General features: G+C 52.0%; 20 protein-coding genes and 1 tRNA gene. All 21 read left to right on the forward strand.

From position 1 onward, the window contains the following. Positions 1-78 precede the first annotated feature (78 nt). Complete coding sequence (nifJ, locus tag GSVR_RS11595) at positions 79-3,822, forward strand: pyruvate:ferredoxin (flavodoxin) oxidoreductase (RefSeq protein ID WP_173200400.1); 3,744 nt, start codon at positions 79-81, stop codon at positions 3,820-3,822. 136 nt (positions 3,823-3,958) lie between these two features. Continuing rightward, a complete protein-coding gene (locus tag GSVR_RS11600; RefSeq protein ID WP_173200398.1) occupies positions 3,959-5,020 on the forward strand; it encodes an NADH:flavin oxidoreductase/NADH oxidase in 1,062 nt (353 codons plus the stop codon). A 117-nt stretch (positions 5,021-5,137) separates the two neighbouring features. Continuing rightward, positions 5,138-5,395: a hypothetical protein gene (locus GSVR_RS11605; protein ID WP_203978653.1), complete on the forward strand. Its 258-nt coding sequence runs from the start codon at positions 5,138-5,140 to the stop codon at positions 5,393-5,395. 117 nt (positions 5,396-5,512) lie between these two features. After that, a tRNA-Gly gene (locus GSVR_RS11610) sits at positions 5,513-5,587 on the forward strand. Positions 5,588-6,877: 1,290 nt separating this feature from the next. Next, positions 6,878-7,327 carry a hypothetical protein gene (locus GSVR_RS11620; protein ID WP_173200394.1) on the forward strand — a complete coding sequence of 150 codons (450 nt, stop codon included), beginning with the start codon at positions 6,878-6,880 and terminating at the stop codon, positions 7,325-7,327. Between the two features lie 891 nt (positions 7,328-8,218). Further along, a complete protein-coding gene (locus GSVR_RS11625) occupies positions 8,219-8,653 on the forward strand; it encodes a phage portal protein (protein ID WP_173200392.1) in 435 nt (144 codons plus the stop codon). 529 nt (positions 8,654-9,182) lie between these two features. Next, positions 9,183-9,764, forward strand: a complete 582-nt coding sequence (locus GSVR_RS11630) for a hypothetical protein (RefSeq protein ID WP_173200390.1) — start codon at positions 9,183-9,185, stop codon at positions 9,762-9,764. 8 nt (positions 9,765-9,772) lie between these two features. Beyond that, a complete protein-coding gene (locus tag GSVR_RS11635; protein WP_173200388.1) occupies positions 9,773-10,420 on the forward strand; it encodes a hypothetical protein in 648 nt (215 codons plus the stop codon). A 6-nt stretch (positions 10,421-10,426) separates the two neighbouring features. After that, positions 10,427-10,852 carry a hypothetical protein gene (locus GSVR_RS11640; protein ID WP_173200386.1) on the forward strand — a complete coding sequence of 142 codons (426 nt, stop codon included), beginning with the start codon at positions 10,427-10,429 and terminating at the stop codon, positions 10,850-10,852. Between the two features lie 45 nt (positions 10,853-10,897). Then, the gene (locus tag GSVR_RS11645; RefSeq protein ID WP_173200384.1) at positions 10,898-11,944 is read left to right on the forward strand and encodes a hypothetical protein; all 1,047 of its coding nucleotides are present in this window, start codon (positions 10,898-10,900) and stop codon (positions 11,942-11,944) included. A gap of 120 nt (positions 11,945-12,064) precedes the next feature. After that, positions 12,065-12,478, forward strand: coding sequence for a hypothetical protein (locus GSVR_RS11650; protein WP_173200382.1), 414 nt, complete (start codon positions 12,065-12,067; stop codon positions 12,476-12,478). A gap of 152 nt (positions 12,479-12,630) precedes the next feature. Next, the gene (locus GSVR_RS11655) at positions 12,631-12,792 is read left to right on the forward strand and encodes a hypothetical protein (protein WP_173200380.1); all 162 of its coding nucleotides are present in this window, start codon (positions 12,631-12,633) and stop codon (positions 12,790-12,792) included. A 47-nt stretch (positions 12,793-12,839) separates the two neighbouring features. After that, positions 12,840-13,469 carry a hypothetical protein gene (locus tag GSVR_RS11660; protein WP_173200378.1) on the forward strand — a complete coding sequence of 210 codons (630 nt, stop codon included), beginning with the start codon at positions 12,840-12,842 and terminating at the stop codon, positions 13,467-13,469. Positions 13,470-13,478: 9 nt separating this feature from the next. Continuing rightward, the gene (locus tag GSVR_RS11665; RefSeq protein WP_173200375.1) at positions 13,479-14,774 is read left to right on the forward strand and encodes a hypothetical protein; all 1,296 of its coding nucleotides are present in this window, start codon (positions 13,479-13,481) and stop codon (positions 14,772-14,774) included. A gap of 73 nt (positions 14,775-14,847) precedes the next feature. Beyond that, on the forward strand, positions 14,848-15,231 hold the full coding sequence (locus tag GSVR_RS11670; RefSeq protein ID WP_173200373.1) for a hypothetical protein: 384 nt from the start codon (positions 14,848-14,850) through the stop codon (positions 15,229-15,231). A 2-nt stretch (positions 15,232-15,233) separates the two neighbouring features. After that, a complete protein-coding gene (locus tag GSVR_RS22400) occupies positions 15,234-15,560 on the forward strand; it encodes a Mov34/MPN/PAD-1 family protein (RefSeq protein ID WP_173200371.1) in 327 nt (108 codons plus the stop codon). Further along, positions 15,560-16,570, forward strand: a complete 1,011-nt coding sequence (locus GSVR_RS11680) for a hypothetical protein (RefSeq protein WP_173200369.1) — start codon at positions 15,560-15,562, stop codon at positions 16,568-16,570. The genes GSVR_RS22400 and GSVR_RS11680 overlap by 1 nt, the downstream gene beginning before the upstream one ends. Continuing rightward, positions 16,567-16,959, forward strand: a complete 393-nt coding sequence (locus tag GSVR_RS11685; protein ID WP_173200367.1) for a C40 family peptidase — start codon at positions 16,567-16,569, stop codon at positions 16,957-16,959. The genes GSVR_RS11680 and GSVR_RS11685 overlap by 4 nt, the downstream gene beginning before the upstream one ends. Further along, positions 16,959-18,029: a hypothetical protein gene (locus GSVR_RS11690; RefSeq protein WP_173200365.1), complete on the forward strand. Its 1,071-nt coding sequence runs from the start codon at positions 16,959-16,961 to the stop codon at positions 18,027-18,029. Before GSVR_RS11685 ends, GSVR_RS11690 begins: the two co-directional genes overlap by 1 nt. Before the next feature lie 3 nt (positions 18,030-18,032). Then, the gene (locus GSVR_RS11695; protein WP_173200363.1) at positions 18,033-19,058 is read left to right on the forward strand and encodes a hypothetical protein; all 1,026 of its coding nucleotides are present in this window, start codon (positions 18,033-18,035) and stop codon (positions 19,056-19,058) included. A 167-nt stretch (positions 19,059-19,225) separates the two neighbouring features. Further along, positions 19,226-19,681 (forward strand): phosphoribosyltransferase, encoded by a 456-nt coding sequence (locus GSVR_RS11700; protein ID WP_173200361.1) that lies wholly within the window; start codon positions 19,226-19,228, stop codon positions 19,679-19,681. The last annotated feature ends 60 nt before the right edge of the window (positions 19,682-19,741 follow it).

Here is a 19,741-nt window from a genome sequence, read left to right on the forward strand (position 1 = left end):
CGACCGGATGGCGGGGCCCCGGCTCTTTCACCCCGGCGTCATGGATCCCCGGAAAGAAGCAAAGGAGGAGTGCACAGTATGGCCGGAAAAATGAAAACCATGGACGGCAACACGGCCACGGCCCATGTGGCATATGCCATGAGCGAGACTGCCGCGATCTATCCCATCACCCCCTCCTCCACCATGGGAGAGGTTGCCGACGAGTGGGCGGCACAGGGGCGCAGGAACATCTTCGGCCAGGTCCTGCATATCAAGGAGCTGCAGTCCGAGGCCGGCGCGGCCGGTTCGGTGCACGGCTCGCTGGTGGCCGGCGCCCTGACCACCACCTTTACCGCCTCCCAGGGGCTTTTGCTGATGATCCCGAACATGTACAAGATCTCCGGCGAGCTGCTACCGGGGGTCTTCCACGTCTCGGCCCGGGCCGTGGCGGCTCACGCCCTGTCGATCTTCGGCGACCATCAGGATGTCATGGCAGCCCGTCAGACCGGCTTTGCCCTGCTCTGCTCCTCCTCGGTGCAGGAGTGCATGGACCTGGCCCTGGTGGCGCATCTGGCGGCCATCGAGTCCAGTGTGCCGTTCCTGCATTTCTTCGATGGTTTCCGCACCTCCCACGAGGTCCAGAAGATCGAGACCATCGACTACGAGGATATGGCCAAGCTGGTCAACCGCGAGAAGCTGGCCGAGTTCCGCAGAAAGGCCATGAACCCGGAACACCCGGAGCTGCGCGGCACGGCCCAGAACCCCGATATCTACTTCCAGGGACGGGAGCGGGCCAACCCTTGGTATCTGGCTGTTCCGGAAACGGTCACTGCCTGCATGGACAGGGTGGGAGAACTGACCGGCCGGCGCTACAAACTGTTCGACTATGTGGGCGACCCGCAGGCCGAACAGGTGATCATTGCCATGGGATCGGCCTGCGAAACCATCGAAGAGGTGATCCGCTCCCAAAACGGCGCCGGTGAAAAGCTGGGTCTGGTAAAGGTGCGCCTCTACCGCCCATTTGACGCCCAGGCGCTGCTGGAGGCTATTCCAGCCACTGCCGTCAAAGTCACGGTGCTCGACCGCACCAAGGAACCGGGGGCGCTGGGGGAACCGCTCTACACCGACGTCTGCGCAGCCTATGTCGAACGGGGGGGCACCATTCCCGAGCTGTATGCCGGACGCTATGGCCTGGGTTCCAAGGAATTCCGGCCCGTACACGTCAAGAGCGTGTTCGACAATATGAACGGTGAGCCGGGCCGGCGCCACTTCACCGTGGGCATCGAGGACGACGTGACCGGCCTGTCGCTGCCGGTGGGGGGGACACTCGACACCACCCCGGAAGGAACGATCCAGTGCCGCTTCTGGGGCATGGGGGCCGACGGCACCGTGGGGGCCAACAAGGCAGCCATCAAGATCATCGGCGACAACACCGACCTGTATGTGCAGGCCTACTTCGCCTACGATTCCAAGAAGTCCGGCGGCATCACGGTCTCGCACCTGCGCTTCGGCAAGCACCCCATCCGATCCACCTACCTGGTGGATGCGGCCGATTACGTCGCCTGCCACACCGCCCCCTATGTCCAGGTCTATGACGTGCTGGAGGGGATCAAAGATGGAGGCATCTTTGTCCTGAACTCGGCCTGGAACAGCGTGGAGGAGATGGAGGCCAACCTGCCGGCTGCCATGCGCCGCACCATTGCAGCCAAGAAGATCAAATTCTACAACGTGGATGCGGTCAAAATTGCGACCGAGGCCGGGCTGGGTGGGCGCATCAACATGATCATGCAGACCGCCTTCTTCAAGCTTTCCGGCGTGCTCCCCTTCGAGCAGGCCGTCAGCCTGCTCAAGGATTCGATCCGCCAGGAGTACGGCCGCAAGGGGGAGAAAATCGTCGAGATGAACACCCGGGCCGTGGACATGGCCATGGAAAGTCTGGTGGAGATCCCCTCCCCCCCCGAGTGGGCACAGGCCTCCGACTCCCGCGTGATCGACTTCCGTCTGGAGCAGGAGATGCCGGACTACATGCGCGAGGTGATCTTCCCGATCCTGCGGCAAAAGGGGGATACCCTGCCGGTCTCGGCCTTTGCGCCGGACGGCGCCTTCCCCTTCGGCACCTCGCGCTACGAGAAACGCGGCGTGGCAATCAACGTGCCGGAATGGATCAAGGAGAACTGCATCCAGTGCAACCAGTGCGCCTATATCTGCCCGCACGCCACCATCCGGCCGTTCCTGATGACCGAGGAGGAAATGGCCAATGCACCGGCATCCTTCGGCACCCTGCCCGCCATGGGCAAGGAGCTGCAGGGGCACGCCTTCCGCATCCAGGTCTTTCCGCTGGACTGCATGGGCTGTGGCAACTGCGCCGACATCTGCCCGGCCAAGGTCTCGGCCCTGGTGATGAAACCGATCGAGACTCAGGCCGAGGTGCAGGAGATCAACCGTACCTTTGCAGAATCGCTTCCCATCAAGGACTCGCTCATGAAACGCGAGACCCTGAAGGGGAGCCAGTTCCAGCAGCCGCTGCTGGAGTTCCACGGCGCCTGCTCCGGCTGCGGCGAGAGCCCCTACGTGCGGCTGGTGACGCAGCTTTTCGGCGAGCGCATGATGATCGCCAATGCCACCGGCTGCACCTCGATCTGGGGCGCCTCGGCCCCCACCAGTCCCTACCGGGAAAACAGCGAAGGCTTCGGCCCGGTCTGGAACAACTCGCTGTTCGAGGATGCCGCGGAATTCGGCTTCGGCTACTGGATGGCGGTCTCCCAGCGCCGTGCCTGGCTGGCGGACCAGGTCAGCCGGGTGCTCCCCTCCGCTCAGGGGGAGCTGAAGGAGGCACTGGCCGGCTGGCTGGAGAACATGAGCGATCCCCGGCTGTCGCGCGAGCATGGCGACCGGCTGAAACGCCTGCTGCCGCAGGGCAACGGCCAGTTTGCCGATATCGCCGCCTCGGCCGACCTGTTCACCAAGAAGTCGATCTGGATCATGGGCGGCGACGGCTGGGCCTACGACATCGGTTTCGGCGGTCTGGACCATGTCATCTCCACCGGTGAGGATGTCAACATCCTGGTGCTGGACACGGAGGTCTACTCCAATACCGGTGGCCAGTGCTCCAAGGCCACGCCGCTCGGCTCCATCGCCAAGTTTGCCGCAGCCGGCAAGCGCAGCGCCAAGAAGGACCTGGGCAGGATGGCCATGACCTACAACAACGTCTACGTCGCCTCCATCGCCATGGGGGCCGACAAGAACCAGACCATGAAGGCGCTGGTGGAGGCCGAAGCCTATCCCGGTCCGTCGCTGGTCATTGCCTACGCCACCTGCATCAACCAGGGGCTGCGGCGGGGTATGGGCAAATCGATCGAGGAGCAGCAGCTGGCGGTACGCTCCGGCTACTGGCCGCTCTACCGCTACAATCCCCTGCTGAAGCGGGATGGCAAAAATCCCTTCATCTACGAATCCAAAGATCCGGATGGCTCGCTGCAGGCCTTTCTTTCGGGAGAGGTGCGCTATTCCGCCCTGGAGCGGACCCATCCCGATGTGTCGGCCGAGCTTCGCGCGCAACTGGAGCGGGAGATTGCCGAGCGGCATTCGATCTACCGCAACATGGCCGACTGGCAGCCCACCAGCGGCGATGTGCCGCCCGAGGGGGGGCGCGACCATACCCGCATCCCTGCTGCTGACGGAGCCCGGGAAGAGCAGGCACCGGTCTGCGTCACCGCCACCAGCGACGCCCGTTACAGCCGCCCCGGCGAGCCGGAGGATGTCTGCGACGACGGCCGGGCCGGGATCGACAAGAAGATTGATGGCGACCAGGACCATATCGGACCGGATGTGAAGGGATCGTGACGGGGTGCTCGGCGCGGTTTTTACTGGCAGGAATCTTCATTGAGCAGGTATAATCCGCACTAAAAGGATGCGGATGCTCCCCTATTCCTGCATCTGCGCTGAGCAATGATCCTGCACTGTCAAGGAGGCCGTCACCATGAGCACACTCTTCACCCCGTTCGAGCTGAGGTCCGTCACCTTCCGCAACCGGATTTTTGTTTCCCCCATGTGTCAATACTCCAGCCGCGACGGTTTCCCGACCGACTGGCATCTTGTCCATCTCGGCAGCCGCGCGGTCGGCGGCGCCGGGCTGGTCATGGTCGAGGCGACCGCCGTAAGCCCTGAAGGGCGCATCAGTCCGGACGACAGCGGCATCTGGAGCAACTCCCACGCCGACGCCTTCGTGCCCATCACCCGCTTCATACAAGAGCATGGCGCCGTACCCGGCATCCAGCTCGCCCATGCCGGCCGCAAGGGTTCATGCTCGCTGCCCTGGCTCGGCGGCGGTCCACTGGGGCCGGAAGCATGCGGCTGGCAGCCGCTGGGACCGAGTGCCGAACCGTTCGACGAAGGGCATCCGGTGCCGCGCGCCCTGACGCTGGAGGAGATGGACGAGGTGGAAGCCCAGTTCCGCGCCGCCACCAGCCGGGCCCATGCCGCCGGATTCCAGGTGGTTGAAGTCCATATGGCGCATGGCTACCTGTTACATGAATTTCTGTCGCCGCTGGCGAACCAGCGGGAGGACGAATACGGCGGCAGCCTGGAAAACCGGCTCCGCTTCCCTTTACGGGTGGCACAAGCGGTGCGTGAGGAATGGCCGGCTAATCTGCCGCTGTTTGTCCGCATCTCGGCCACTGATTGGGTAGAGGGGGGCTGGGACATCGACCAGTCGGTGGAATTGTCCCGCAGGCTGAAAGAGATCGGCGTGGATCTGATCGACTGTTCTTCCGGATTCGTGGTGCCGAACGAGCCGGTGCCCTTTGGGCCAGGCTTCCAGGTACCCTTTGCCGCCCGGATCAGGACAGAAACCGGGCTTGCCAGCGGCGCGGTCGGCTGCATCACGGAACCGGCCCAGGCGGAGCAGATCATTGCCACCGGCCAGGCCGACGTGGTGCTACTGGCGCGCCAGATGCTGAACGATCCCTACTGGCCGCTCCACGCGGCCAGGACTCTCCGTGCGGATGTCGCCTGGCCGAACCAGTATTTGCGGGCCGGATAGACGGCATTCGTCATGGCATCGTTGTTCGGCGTTCACACAGAGAACGCTGCCAGACCGGATTAAGACCATATTTTTTCAGTACCTCCGGCACGGCAGGCGTTCGGAAAGGAGGACACCATGAAAAAGGTCAAAATAAAAATTCCCCAACTGGCAATGATTGCAGGTACCCGCGTCTTGCTCGGCAGTGGTCTGGGATTGCTGCTGGCCGACAGGCTGGAGAAAAAACAGCGCACATGCACCGGGTGGACGCTGTTGGGGGTCGGCATCGCGAGCACCATTCCGCTGGGAATGATGGTCCTTTGCAAAAAATCCCGCTTCAGCCGGTTTTTGCAGTACCGTCCCAAGTTTGATTTTCTGAAAGTTGCAGGATTATAAGGCGGCTCCGAAGCACGCAAGAGTCCTGCATATGCCGTGCAGCAGCATGTATATGAGCGGCAGCTCGCCTTTCCAGTTGACAAACCGCTCATCTCTTGGCATATATACAGGCTCATTGCGGGAATAACTCAGTGGTAGAGTGTCAGCTTCCCAAGCTGAAGGTCGCGGGTTCGAATCCCGTTTCCCGCTCCAAAGAAATCACGGGGTTAGGTCAAAAGGCCTAACCCCTTTTTCTTTTTGAGTACCGATTTGAGTACCGGAATTTTGAGTACCGTTTTCGTTGTCATAGTGCAGTTTTTGGGGAATTGAAGAAAAATGGGGAGCAAGGCGCTCCACATTTAGAAAAGGTGGGGTAATTTATGCGAAAGGAGATCGTTCTCCTTGGATCTGGTAACGTGTCCGGCTATGCTTTCGTGGTGGAATCTTTCCACGAGGTAGATCAATCCGTTGCTTGATGCACCTACGTATGGATTGCCGATCTGTAGGGCCCATCAGTGAATACCAGCTTCCCCTTCGCTTGCGCGGGTGACGATAATTTTGACTTTGTGAGGCGTCGGGTTCTGTGTCTCGTCCACGCCCGGGTACTGATTGGGTATCAACCTACCGCAGATACACTGAAGAGGTTCAACATCCATGATCTCGGCGTTCACCAATTCAAGGTGTCCCTAGCTCATGCCTCCCTGCTCTTTTTCTTGCTGAGCCAGGAAAGCCCCCCCCTCTCTGCCTTGGATAGCCCTTTAGGCGTATTATCTTGGGTGTGACATAACCTGCCATCAGGTACTCTCGATGTTGTCGTAGATAGGCTGCATGTACGGGGCCAGCTTTTCGTCTATGTCGCCTCGATGTCCTTACTCCATCGCACAACGCTGTTCATCGTTCCTCGGAGATAGCTATCAGAACTCTAAATTTGCCCTCAGAACCACGAAGCCACCCACGCCCTTGATAACTCCAGAAAGGTCACCATTAGAGGAACAATAGACCGTCATAAACTCGTGGGCGGACATGTCGTTCTGTGTGGGATGTACCTATCAGCAGGTGCTGCAGATTCCGGGGTACAGATCCTCTAATTCGATCCTGACATTTTCGTAAGTTCGGCGTCCAGAGCGAGTATGTTCGCTTGATACGCACACTGGTATCCTGGGATACCAGGACGTTTTTTGCGCCGATACTCTTCTTGCAGTAGAGAGCGGTGGCAATATTCTATTGTCGTCTACTTCCGGTTGCAGGAGTTTTATTACCTTATATGAGCAAGAGGCTATCAACAGCATTGTTTACCACTTAATAGAGCCTTGCTTTCTTAAATCATCTACAATATGAGATAAGTATCTCACACAACACTTAACTATATATGAATAGTTGATATTATCAGTTGACTCATCACAATCTTTATGTGCTATGTAAACTTTACAAATAGATAATTGACAAATACTAGTTTTATGATAATATACTATTTTTAATTATTGTTTTATGCGAGGCTAGCTAATGCAACAGATAACACCTGAAAAAGTAAAGCGTGATAATTCCAATATTCGTAAATACTCGGATACTTTTTGGCGTGAACTGAGAAAGCTTAACAAGCTTAATCGCAAAACGATCAATCCTGATCCTTACACTAACGAGATGATGTCAGAGATCATGCGCTTATCCATGAACCCCAATTCTGACTTCAATATTGACGTAGGCAACTTCGTAGAGAAAAAGCTGTCTGAGCGGGAAGCGTTCATCTTCAAGATGTTTCTGTACGGTGGCAACATTAAGCAGCAGGACATTGCCAATAGCTGGATAGGCACGCAGAAGGACTGCGATGGAAATCTGAAGAGCGTCAGCCAATCTCTAGTCAACATAGAGCTAAAACGAATCTTGAAGATGTTCAAAGAATATTACTATGACGGGGAAAAAAGATGTGCTGGAAACTGTAACGGGAACAGATGAACTTGCTCCCTTCGAGACGGAATATGTAGCTGTGCTGCGATTCCTGTCAGATGGTCGATAGAGAAGTACAAAGCGGCACAGGTGCTCACTTTGAAAGAAGGCAGTGGCGAAGGAGCTGGGCCTTTAGCTTGGATACAAGTGGATGGAGAATGCAGAGTTCCTTGCTACAGCTGTCCAAACAGCATGTCAGGCATATGGGGAGAAGTACCCTGCCCCGCAATACAGGATGTGAGAACAAGAGTTTGCAGCCCCCCCCTTTTACCAAGGAAAGGACCGACAAACAAGCTGACAGTTTAGCTGCGACCAAACTATTTATATGCAAATACCTGTCAAGTAGAGTTCAAGAGTATTTATCAATTCAAAGAATAAATCACAGCCCCAGGCTTCATTAACCTGCTGAATAGTAGTCCGAACAAGAAGATCCATTGGCATCCGTACGATGGCCAGAGGAAGATCATCGAGGCATATGAGGAACGGATAGCAGCAAGTGAGGAGTCTCAGCAGAGGGGGCCTTAAATTCGATTACAGGTACAACTGCCTGGTTGCGGCCTGCGGTTGTTATTTTGGAAAGTTCCTATTATTGGTATCCAGGAGCTGCTGGTGCTTCATGCAAAGGTTCTTATCTGTTCCTATCGCCTGGACAACTGTAAGGTTATCTGCAACAACATCGGCGCTACATTACAGGCCTGGGGATTGAGCTTACTATGGACCGTCAGCAGGACTTGGAGATGACGCTTATCAACAGCAGTTGCCTCGAACGATGAACATAGAGGCACGCCCGGGCACCAGCATCATGCTATTGGCACTAGATGAAGCAAAGCTGTTCGCTCGACCGTCTCAATCCCAAGAATAAGATTAAAGAGTACCACTACTACATCGACGGCCAGTTCGTTGTTTATAAGCCCATCAAGTGTTCCGCTGCGACGATCATACTTCAGTACTCCCTCCTTTGACGGCTGCGTCGGATATTCTGACGTTCGAAAATTACAAACCCAGTTTGCCAACAACTTCTTTAAGAACGGGGCCATCCCAGTTGGTATCCTGGAAACAGAGCAGGCTCTTGGCGACAGCCTGCTGCGGAAACTTCGTGGAGAGCGGACTAATATTCATGGTGATATCGTCAACGTTCATGAGGTGGCCGTGCCACAGGGCGGTTTGTCATACAAGCCAGTGGCTTCTCAGCTCAAAGAACTGGATCTGAGCGGTCTGAAGCAAGGAGACATCCAGATCCTCTTTAAGGTACCTGATCCGATCCTCGGTTCTCTTGAGGGTACAGAAGGGAAAGAGGATAAAGATGCACTGACCGCCTTCTGGCCCACCGCCTGATTCCTCACGTTCGTAGGATTGAAAGTGGCCTAAATCGTGGCCTGAAGATGGGCATGTTCAAGGGTGGTAAGCTGGTTCTCAGGTTAACTTAAAGGCTGTGGTCGTTAAATCGATATAATCCCGTCAACAGATCCGAATGCTGACAAACTGTACATATACAACTCGCAGTTCGGCAACCGGCTTATTGCTCGGGAGTAGCCGGTCCTGGAGCAGAGAAGCCTACGCTTAAGCCCGTGAAAGTAATGACTCCAGCACAAAAGCCCACACAATAACTATTTATTTACAAATAATCTGTAATAATTTTTCAGATTTTTACGTATAGAATAATACTAGATAAAACTGAAATGACCAAAACAATATAAAAGAGACAATTTATAATTTGTCACCAAATACTTTAAAATATACTTTCCCTTTGTAAATAAGGCAGTATGTTGTCTAACATGTGGCAATGATCATTGTACTTGTGACAGTGAATAAGGCAAAGTCAAGGTTATTAAAATAGCAAAATGCCTAAAACGAGGAAGAAATAATGTCATTCACCACAATAGCCAGTGCCTGTGCTTCACTGAATAAAGATCCTGCCGATCTGTCTCCCCTGGAGACTACGCAGGTGTCCATGCTCATCACGCAGATCGATGGTGTCATTATTAACTACTGTGGCTGGCACCTACTTGCGAGAGACTATACGGACAAAAGATACGATGGGGACGGGACGGCGCTGCTTGATCTTCGCGTCTATCCTGTCAACTCTGTCACTGGTCTGCGTATGCGGGACTCAGGCGGCACGTTTACCGACTACGATCCGTCAACTCTTGAAATTCTCGATGGAGGGCTGCTCCAGTTCGATCCTGCGACTGCTTCAGGCTCAACGTTTACTACTGGCAAAAACAACATCTTTATATCCTTTAACGCTGGGTTCACCACTGCTCCCAGCGACCTGGAATATGCAGCAAACTACCTGATCGCTCTACACTTCAATCGCATAGTAAATGATGCAATGGGCGTGCAGTCTCTCAAAAATATGGGAGCAGAAGTTGTTTTCTCAGATTTGGAATTGCCCATAATGGTTAAACGGGTGCTTGATCGTTACCAAATACCATCTATTTCCTGAATATTGCCATGAGATTAGACAAGATAATCCATAATTTTGAAAAAAATACCGTTGGAATGCTCCAAGGTAAGCCACGAATGCTGAATCTGGACAAAACAGATGCAGATCATCCAGACGGCTTACACATAGTAGGGCACGTAAAGGCAAACACCATGGCTACTGCACCATGGTCACGAGTAAAAGTACATAAGGGTTACTTTTACGGGGTAACTGATTCGGCTATTTCAAATGGTGACCTAGTACTGGACCGCTCTGATAATTACTACTATTTGGTGATGTCAGTAAAAGCAGAGCGCCTTGGGGGGTATGTTACGTACCTGGATGGCACCTTGTTTCTATGCGACAGCCAGATCGAAATTTCCCGCTTCGAGGAAGGAGAGAGGGACAATTTTGGGCGAGTCCTGACGCCTGGTTTGACAGTGAAAGTGCCATTCGCATACGCGACCACTAATTTAAAAAACTTCGACGTGCTTGAGCAGAAAGACCGTTTGGTGCCGCAGGAAAAATTAATCATCTACGTACAGCCTAAGACCGGGGTACAGGTAGCTGACAGAATTATTATGCTGGACACTATGGATAGATATCGAGTTGTCAGTATAGACAAAAAATCGATTATTGGCCTGTGGTCTTGCCAGGTAGACGTGGATGACAGGTAAACTGTTATGAATATCAACTCAATAGAATCAAGCCTTTATAAGCTGCTGTACGACACATTTGAAGCTACGGACGGTATCAGAATCTTTGAAAACGTCTATTACGTGGATTTCAAAAATCACGATCAGTGGATCGTGATCGACAGTCAGACGAACACTGCCGGCGCGATTCCAAAAGCTACTTTCAACCTTCACATCTCGATAAAGAATGGCCTTATGAATGAGAAGGTTGTGCTGAACAAGCTGCTTGACAAAGTACTGAAGGTAATGACCCCTGGCTACAGATTTGACGTTTTGGATGGAGATACCGCGGATCTCATTGGTGAAGCGGAAATAACTGAAACTTCCTTATTGCCGGTCATGCAGCATCAAGGCGGTGGAAGTTTCAGGAGCCTAACGATTGGGGTTGTTTACGCAGGAGAGATTCCAGCGTAGGGATGCGCTGGATAATGAAGATAAATTTGAACAGGAGAAATAAAAATGGCATTGGATAGAAGTACACAACCTATTGTTAAAGATGCTTCCGGCGTTCTCGTTGGCGTTGCCCAGATTCGCGTTGGTAAGCCGTCTATTCGTGAAGCGGGGACTGCTGTGGTTGCCCCTAAAATTGTTGCTGTTGGGAAGAGTCAGAAGGCTATGGCCGTCTCCAACAACAGCGTGTGTCTGGTAAAGCCGAACGTCGTGTGGTCTGCTAATGGCCTTGCTGCCGCTCCGAACGCTACCATTGATGGAGAATACACTGGCAAGATCGATGGCTGCATCATCCTGAGGGCCGCTGCCGTAACCGGTAACGTGGCGGAGACCTCCAGCTCCAGCACAGCTTCCGCTATCGAGTGTTTCGATACCTATGGTCGCAGAACCATTGCTACAGGCAGCTACCCTGCCGGCGTTACTGCTACTATCCAGGGTGTGACCATCACTGCTGATTTTACTGGTGCAAATGTCGGTGATACGTGGGTTCTCCCCGTCTGGACCGGGGCTGCCATCAGCATCCAGCAGACAGGTATCGTGTCCCCGTTCTCTATGTTTTACGACGCAACAGACTCCATTGGTGGCCTGAAATCTGCTTCCTTTCAGCCTAAGATTGACTCGGTCAAGAAGCTTCAGTCTGGTTTTCCCAGTTACGTGGCTGACCAGATTGTTGACTCCGTCTCGGTAGAAGTGCAATGGAACGGGTACGAATACACCAACAGCAAACTGGCTCTTCTGAAGCAGATGATCGCTCGTGTCATCAACACTGGCGAACTGTCCGCTATTTCAGTTGAGATGGTCATGCGTACTCGTGGCGGCTCGCTTGTTCGAATGTGGCTTCCGACCTGTACTTTTATGGCTCTGCCTACGTATGCGCCGACCAACGACTACTCGGACGTTCAGTTCCATATGTCTGCTCTGAAACAGACTGAGTTCTCCACGATCACTACTGCCATGGGTCTTGACTCTCTTGTCACTACGGGTGCCCCGTCTGAGCTGCAGATTTATAACGCATGGCTCAGCGATGCCCCGATCTACCAAGAGCTGGCGTATTAAGACCGAGTCAATGCACTACCAAAACACCCGCCTCTGGCGGGTGTTTTGGTTTGAGTAATAAAAATGATTCGCTACGCGTATATAAGTAGTCAGGTATTTTTCAATCTAGGAGGCTAGAGAATGGCAGAAGTACAAGAAAAACCTTTCAGACAGGTTAGTCCTACTGAGTACGAGATCAAGATCGGTGACCAGACTCGTATCATCAAAGCACCTTTCGCCGTAACTGAGGCGGTATTCAAAGAATTCATCACTTCTGGCGGCGTTATAGATCCAGAAACCGGACTAGTACAGCAGAACATTGTTCAGTTGATCACCTCATTCCGCAATGTAGGGGATCTTCTTCTTAGCGAGTACGACGATGAGGGCCACGAAACTAAAAGAGGTAATTGTGCAGCCCTGAGTGCTTCTGACGTAGTAGTGCTGTTTCAGCTTGCCACCCATCTTGTAGAGTCTTTTATTCAGATACTGGCCCAACTGAAGGAACCTCAGGGTCAGCCGAAAACAGAGGACACAAGGGAAAAAACGAATGCCTAACAATACATCAGCTTATTCATAGCCTGGCCGACTTCGATCCTTACCGTGTCCGATTCTACCGGTGGAACTACTCCTGGATTCAGATCAAGGAACTGTACATTCAGAAGAACCAGGAGACAGCCGAGCGGACGAATGCCTTCTGCAGCTTTCTGGTGGAGCTGACTTCCGCTGTTCTCGGTGGCAAGAAGGGTGACGACGGAATAGGCTTAGACAATGGGGAAGGCATGGACGAGCTGACTGACGAGCAGATAACCACCATGAAGGCAGTCCTCGGCGAGGCTGACTTCTCAAAGATGTATCCAGACTATCTATGAATGAATAAACGGCCAGCCCTACCCCGGCTGGCCGTTTTGGTAAGCAGATGATCTCACTGAAACTCAATCAAGGTGACCTAAACCGAATACGTGGCAAGCTGCAGGCCATAGAGCAGGCTGTACCTACCTATCAATGGGGCTTTCGCGTCGATCTGTTCAGCAGCTATGCCACGACCGTCGCCACTGCAATAGGCACCGTAAACGGTCGTGGTGGGTATCCGGTGCTTAATTTTGAAGGAATCCCCGGTAGTGTTCACTGGAGTCCCCTCAGCCCATGGGCTGTCGCATTGCAAAGTGGTGCCAAGACTAAAGCGGAGCTGGAGAGTGTGGGCCACGACGAGGCAGCAAGCTTGTACGAGAAGTACGCCGACACTGTATCTGTCTGGTTGTACCCCGGCGCCACGGTGCAGGATGTGCTGAGTCAACTAATCGAAGTTGGAGTGTCTTCAAATTTTGTCGGAATTACCGGGAGCGCCTATGCAAGCACCCTTGAGAACGGCGGGGAAATCGACGGGCACCCTATACCCAAACGCCCTCTTTTTGCAGTCGTCAACTCTCTTGTGGAGCAGTACCTGAAACGCGAGTTGGCCAACCCGGAAAGCACATTGGCACAGCGCATAAAAGCCGATTTTTATCAGCTGGCAGCCTCAGCCGGTTGGGGCAGCAATTATAGATAGGAGAATGAAATGTCAGAAGCAGGTTCTTACGAACAACTAGGGATTCAAATCAACGTTGAAATGGGAGCTAATGAAGCTACCAGCTTTCTGAACAAGCTGGAAAATTCCCTATCGGAGTTGAGCAAGATTCTGCAGAATATCGACCTGTCCAAGCTGGAGGCGGGCGCGAATAACTCTGCAGCAGGGTTTGAGAGGGCGGCGCAGGCGGCGGAAAAACTGGCTGGTCAGCAAAAGGCTACGAAAGGTGCAGTGGATACCCAGAGTAAATCTGCAGACTCCAAGGGTACTACGCAAGAACCGGAGGATGACTCCTTTTGGGGTAATTTTACTAAAGGTATAGCGGATGCTTTGAAAAAGACTGGAGACTTCAAGAGTGATACGAAGGCTATGGGAACTTCGATATTCAACACCCTCTCCACTGGCCTTCCCAAAGCGTTGAACACGTTCATGCATCCGGATACTCAGAAGATAGATGCTCTCAAACTTGAAATGGCCACAACGCAGCAAAAAAAGACGCAATTGCAGCAAGAGATCAGTAATCTTTCTTCATTTACAAACAAGACTCCGCAAGAAATCGCAGCCTTAAATCAAAAACAGGCTGCCCTAGCCAAGATTAACAGCACTCTTAAGCAGCAGCAGGATCAGATGGGTCAAATGACCAATGCCTGGGCTAGATTCGCCGCATCCTTGAAGCCTATCATGCAAAGCATTTTGCAGGAGCTGCAAAAGTATATTACTAAGCTGATTGCAACTTGGTTGATCCAGCAAGCAGTGGGTATAGTGAAAAGCTTCATAGCGCCAACCACCACTAGTCCTGACAGCCTCGGCAGTTCGGGGACGCCGGGACAGTTGGCTGGGGGCGAGTATTCTGCTGCCACCGGAGGACTGGTGAGTAAATCAGGGGTCCGAAGATATGCAGATGGGGGCGTGGTAGACGGTACAGGTGGAGGGGGCGTTCCTCTCAGTATGGGTAAGGCGGGTGTGGACTCTGTGCATACCCTCCTCATGCCTGGAGAGGTGGTTATCCGTAAGTCTGCGGTTGATTATTATGGCGCAGATCGATTGTTGGCTCTCAATGATCAGAAGATCCAGAAGTTCGCTAATGGGGGCTTAGTAGGAGGTGTCGACCCTATGGGCAAAACAACGAAGCGAGGGGATCAAATACTGCAGATCGTCAACGTAGCCGACCCCTCGCAAATTCCACAGCAGCCGGTCGATGCCCAGCAGGTAATCAACGTCATTACCTTAGATGCGGCAAAGCGCGGTCCGGTCTATAAGACCATCAGGGCAGTTTCCGGCTCTTAAGTAATAAATAAACTTGAAACTCTGTATATAATAAGGGTGAGTAAATCTCACCCTTTATTTATACGGAGTGCAAATGCTTTATTTTGATTCCTACCCAACAATGACCCCTTCCGGCAAACCAATGACGTTGCCTACCCGCCCGATAACTTACGGGGTGAAGTCCAATACCATTTCATTTACTTCAGACTCAGGACATGAACAACGTAGAGTTCGCGGTCAAGCCAAAATGACTTTTGATCTCAACTACCCTATCCTTTCCTTGGAAGAATACAAAGTTCTGCGAGATTTCTACCTCAAGATGCTGAATGTTACTGCTTTCTACTGGACGGACCCTATAGAGAAAATCAAGTATCTGGTGCGGTTTGACATGGATACCTTCTCAGGTCAGCAAAAATACCACGGCCCCGCAGGCCCTCACTACGAACTGCAGGTAAAACTGATACAGACTTGGAACTGAGAATGCTTTCAGAAGATGTACTCAACCAACTTAAACGAATCGCCCAACAGAGTCCGAAATTCGAGGCCTGCGGGCTTGTAGATGATCAAAACAGGGTTCACCCTGTAAAAAACGCTTCTAGCACTCCTGCACAGAATTTTGTTTTCGATAAGCGGGAGTATTTTACTTTTCTGCGCCGGCTTCATGAAGAGGGCGCGAAGATCGTCTGCGTCTACCATACACACCCTAGCGGAAGTACCCTGCCGTCCAAAGCCGATAAAGAGTTTGCTTCCAGGTTCCCGCATCCGTCACTGATAGTGACCAAAGATTCTCATAGGTGGGTTAAATAATGCCGAGACTTTCCCCATATACTGATGACGCTAAGCTGGCCCCACTGTTCGCAGAGGAAACAGCGCAGGCCAGCCAATCCCGACTGTTCCAGCTGATTACCTTGTACATCACAACTGCGGATGGGGATATAGAGGAATTCAATATAGCAGATAGCAACTTCCCGATAGCATACACCCACAAAACAGCATCGGGAGAGTATACCGTTACCTATGCAGCTTTCCCGGTCAAGTTTGCCGGTGCGACCATCAGTTCGGACGGGACTATTGACAAAGCTACTATAAGCGTAGCCAACGTGTCGCGGGAAATAATGTCCTACATTGAAGATTCCAAGGGGTTACAAGGCAGCAAGGTAGCCGTTAAAACCGTCTACGAAAAGTTCTTGGACTTTATCTATACTGTCAATCCTGATGGGACTGTAGACGAAGTGGAAAACTCCGAAGCCAATAGCAGCGCCTACCTGGAGGAAGAATATCAGATTGATACCTATCAGGCGACCGAGCAGTTAGTCAACTTCACTTTGGACCCTATTATCGACCTGGAAATCAAGGTTCCTCGCCGCAGGTTCATGGTGGATACCTGCTATTGGACGTACATGGACCCGCATACCTGCAAATATGAAGGGCAAACCGTCTTAGGCAATGTAACCGTATATGGCGGATCGTCCTTCAGTGTCAACGCAGTAAACGGGGTCAAGTGGCAACCTGTGATCGGTACAAAGTTCAGTTTCGAGGACGATCCTTCTGCCGTGTTTACAGTGTCGTCAGTAACATACAAGGGCGGCACACGCTCTGCAACCGTCACAACAGGAGGCAAGACCGTTTATAAGCCTGTTGTATCAGCAGACGGGTTACTGACAGGGCCTAATGTCACGAGAAGCGGAGACGTTATCCTGCATACCAGTTCCGAAAAAGTCTGCGAGAAGACTTTGGCTGCGTGCCAACTCCGAAAAAATGAAGCAAACTTTGGAGGCTTCCCTGGTATTTCAGGCTCACGGAGGATCTTTCTGTGACCATCATAGACTATTTACAGATTCCTTACCGGCACCAGGGCCGCGACACCAAGGGGGCGGATTGTTTCGGCCTCATTCGGATCTTCTACGAACAAGAGTTGGGGTTGTTACTACCGGACTTCACGGAAGACTACACGCAGGAGTGGTGGAAGGAAAAAAACTACTTTATCGACCTGTACCGGCAATGGAATTTCGCGCAGACATCAGAGAGGAAAAGAGGCAACGTAATCCTTTTCAAGAACACAAACAGCACTCCAGGGCATGTTGGAGTGATCCTCAATGATGAAAGTTTCCTGCACATGTCGCGGGAAGGCTGCGAGACACACTCTTACACTTACGGGGTGTGGGCACGACAGATACACAGCGTTTATAGGCATGTAGGTGAGTAATGAAGTTCATCTTTGATCCGTCCTTTCATAGATTTGTTGACAACCATACAGAGTGCGAGATCGATGAGCCCACGCTCGGCAAAGCATTGGCGCGATTGTTCGATAAGTTCCCGCAATTGTACGTACATCTGCTGATCGATGAAGGGAAGGTCGCCAAGGAAACTTACTTTATACTGAATGGCGATGAGATTCTCTACGAATTGGAGAGTGTGGACAGAGAGCTGTCTTCGAGTGACGTAATTCATTTCAGTTCGGAGATACCTCAAGGGGCTGGCGCTGTAGGGAAGATAATCGCTGGTGTCCTCCTTATCATTGTCGGTGTCGTAGTGTGCATTGTTGCCGAATGGACGGGTATAGGTGCTTATGTAGGCGGAATGCTTATATCTATGGGAATAGGTCAGTTAGTCGGCGGCGTGCTTGAAATGATACTTACCCCCGATTTACCCCTGATGGGTGGCGGATCATTATCCAATTCTGCCACCTACACCTTTGACGGCATTCACAACACCACCGCCACAGGTACCCCCATTTCAATTGTGTATGGGGAGCATAGAGTAGGAGGTCACGTTCTAAACATCTACTCCAAACCGGATGAAACCGTGCCTCCTGCTGATAGCGGCGTTATAGCCGACCAAACGTACCTTTATGCTCAGATTGGCTTGTGTGAGGGGCCGATAGATTCCATAACAGAAATGCGAGTCAACGGATTCCCTTTGTATTTTTACAATGCCGTGACCACCTACCCCGATCCTGACTACTTCCGTTTGGGGGAGGAGACTCAGGAGATCATGCCTGATTTTTCTCAGGCTGAGAATACTACAACGATCAATAAAAAAGTTACCGAGGCGACTCCCAAGATTGTCGTAGGCCATCAGACATACAATGAATACACCCCTGTTTACGGGGTAGTGAAAGGTCCTTGGGGAGACGGCCTGGCCCTGGGACCTTACACCGTAGAATGGATTGATGATCCAGTGGATAGCGGCGGTGGAGATGGCGGTGGAGATGGCGGTGGAGATGGCGGTGGAGACGGCGGTGGAGACGGCGGTGGAGACGGCGGTGGAGAATAGCAAATGCGAGTGATCTTTGATACTCCCTATCAAAAATATACTGAAGCAGAAGAGGTTGATGTCGCAGGTACCAGCATAAGATCCGTCTTAGGGGCCCTGTTCAACAGATTTCCGCAGCTTTATGTCGCGGTGGCTGAAGGGGAGCTATCTAAACGTACTGCAGTCATCATCGACGATGAAGAATTCCTTTCCATCGAAACAGTGGGAGGAGAAGCAGCAACCTTACATTTCCTCGCCATAATACCAGCAGGAGCAGATCCCGTATCTATCGGGACGTTCATTGGGGAGACAATAGCTTATTACGCGGCAGCAGGCAGTGCGCTGGAAACCATAGGCGTAGCTATAGCTAATTCGGCTATCCTTGCCGGTGTGGTGGGTTCCATTGCAGTAACAGGCTTGATGGTAGCTTTGCAATTCGCAATGGGTGCCCTTTCCGGCAATCTGTCTATACCAGATGCTGGAGGAGGTTTGGATAACTCTACAGTCTATACCTTCGAAGGTATCCGAAATACCACCGCTTCCGGTACAGCTATCCCGATAATCTACGGTACCCACCGCACAGGTGGAATGATACTGAACATTTTCACTAAAAGCATCGACACCGATACTGAGAAGAGTATTGACGCCACCGAAATTGTCAGTGCCACCGAACTTTACTACCATCTAGGGCTTTGTGAGGGGGAAGTGGAAGCAATAACCGATGTAGAAATAGATAAAATGCCATACACCTTCTATAATGCCGTACAATTTGAGGGACGGTACGGTGAGGAGACACAGGGAATAATCCAGGATTTCAATGAAATAACTGATACTATTACCGTCAACAGAAAAGTAATTGAAACGGCAGAGCCAATTAAATATGAGGAGTTGGCAAGTACTTTTGGAGATTACTTGACAATTCCAGGATACGTAGATGATGCATACCACTATGCTAATCGGCTTGTTTTAGGACCCTACACAGTGGAGTGGGTTGATGATCCAGTGAGTAGCAGCGGTGGTGACGGTGGTGGCGACGGAGGTGGGCTATGATTTCGGAGGCTGAATACCAGGACTTGTGGCACTCCACAAAGGCATATATCAATCAGCACTGTATTGAACGACGTGATCGTTCGAATCCGTTGCCTGGCAAGCTGCCGGGAAGCACGTATACGTGGATGTTTTATCTTCGGAGATGTCTGTATAACCCGGAAATCGCAATGAATATATCAAAAATGTTTCTGTATCTCACGGCCCGCTCCTGTCCAGATCACAATTACCAGTTGGCGGGTTTGGAAAGTGGAGCGGTACCGCTTTTAACGGGAATAAGTCAGGCAGCGAAGATTCTGGGGCAACGGGACTTGAACGTTTTTTCGGTGAGAAAGGAGAGAAAAGCCTATGGGTTGCGAAATGTCACAGAGGGACTGCCCAATGGAGCACCAGTTATGATTGTCGATGACTTGTGCAATTCAAGCGCGAGCATGAAGCGATGCCATGACATGTGTATTTCAGAAGGAATGTCGATATATCCGTATGCCTTTTGTGTGGTAAACAAGGTTAATAAGGCAGTGCATGCTCCACGCAGGCGTGTCACTGACATGTATCTACCTGACAATATAAAGATAATTTACCTGTATGATCTGGATGATTTTGGATTGAGTAATCCATCTCATTGAGAGGTTTATGATGACAAATGTCACAATATCAGAAGAACTGTTTCACCTAACTGTTGCGTA

Origin of the sequence: Geobacter sp. SVR, assembly GCF_016865365.1 — a bacterium.
GTDB lineage: Bacteria > Desulfobacterota > Desulfuromonadia > Geobacterales > Pseudopelobacteraceae > Pelotalea.

Excerpts from the sequence above, each read along its gene's own strand:
- GSVR_RS11640 (WP_173200386.1), top strand. The coding sequence starts at position 10,427 with ATGAATATCAACTCAATAGAATCAAGCCTTTATAAGCTGCTGTACGAC.
- GSVR_RS11600 (WP_173200398.1), top strand. The coding sequence starts at position 3,959 with ATGAGCACACTCTTCACCCCGTTCGAGCTGAGGTCCGTCACCTTCCGC.
- GSVR_RS11630 (WP_173200390.1), top strand. The coding sequence starts at position 9,183 with ATGTCATTCACCACAATAGCCAGTGCCTGTGCTTCACTGAATAAAGAT.
- GSVR_RS11670 (WP_173200373.1), top strand. The coding sequence starts at position 14,848 with ATGCTTTATTTTGATTCCTACCCAACAATGACCCCTTCCGGCAAACCA.
- nifJ (WP_173200400.1), top strand. The coding sequence starts at position 79 with ATGGCCGGAAAAATGAAAACCATGGACGGCAACACGGCCACGGCCCAT.
- GSVR_RS11635 (WP_173200388.1), top strand. The coding sequence starts at position 9,773 with ATGAGATTAGACAAGATAATCCATAATTTTGAAAAAAATACCGTTGGA.
- GSVR_RS11665 (WP_173200375.1), top strand. The coding sequence starts at position 13,479 with ATGTCAGAAGCAGGTTCTTACGAACAACTAGGGATTCAAATCAACGTT.
- GSVR_RS11690 (WP_173200365.1), top strand. The coding sequence starts at position 16,959 with ATGAAGTTCATCTTTGATCCGTCCTTTCATAGATTTGTTGACAACCAT.
- GSVR_RS11695 (WP_173200363.1), top strand. The coding sequence starts at position 18,033 with ATGCGAGTGATCTTTGATACTCCCTATCAAAAATATACTGAAGCAGAA.
- GSVR_RS11605 (WP_203978653.1), top strand. The coding sequence starts at position 5,138 with ATGAAAAAGGTCAAAATAAAAATTCCCCAACTGGCAATGATTGCAGGT.
- GSVR_RS11660 (WP_173200378.1), top strand. The coding sequence starts at position 12,840 with ATGATCTCACTGAAACTCAATCAAGGTGACCTAAACCGAATACGTGGC.
- GSVR_RS11650 (WP_173200382.1), top strand. The coding sequence starts at position 12,065 with ATGGCAGAAGTACAAGAAAAACCTTTCAGACAGGTTAGTCCTACTGAG.
- GSVR_RS22400 (WP_173200371.1), top strand. The coding sequence starts at position 15,234 with ATGCTTTCAGAAGATGTACTCAACCAACTTAAACGAATCGCCCAACAG.
- GSVR_RS11700 (WP_173200361.1), top strand. The coding sequence starts at position 19,226 with ATGAATATATCAAAAATGTTTCTGTATCTCACGGCCCGCTCCTGTCCA.
- GSVR_RS11680 (WP_173200369.1), top strand. The coding sequence starts at position 15,560 with ATGCCGAGACTTTCCCCATATACTGATGACGCTAAGCTGGCCCCACTG.
- GSVR_RS11620 (WP_173200394.1), top strand. The coding sequence starts at position 6,878 with ATGCAACAGATAACACCTGAAAAAGTAAAGCGTGATAATTCCAATATT.
- GSVR_RS11645 (WP_173200384.1), top strand. The coding sequence starts at position 10,898 with ATGGCATTGGATAGAAGTACACAACCTATTGTTAAAGATGCTTCCGGC.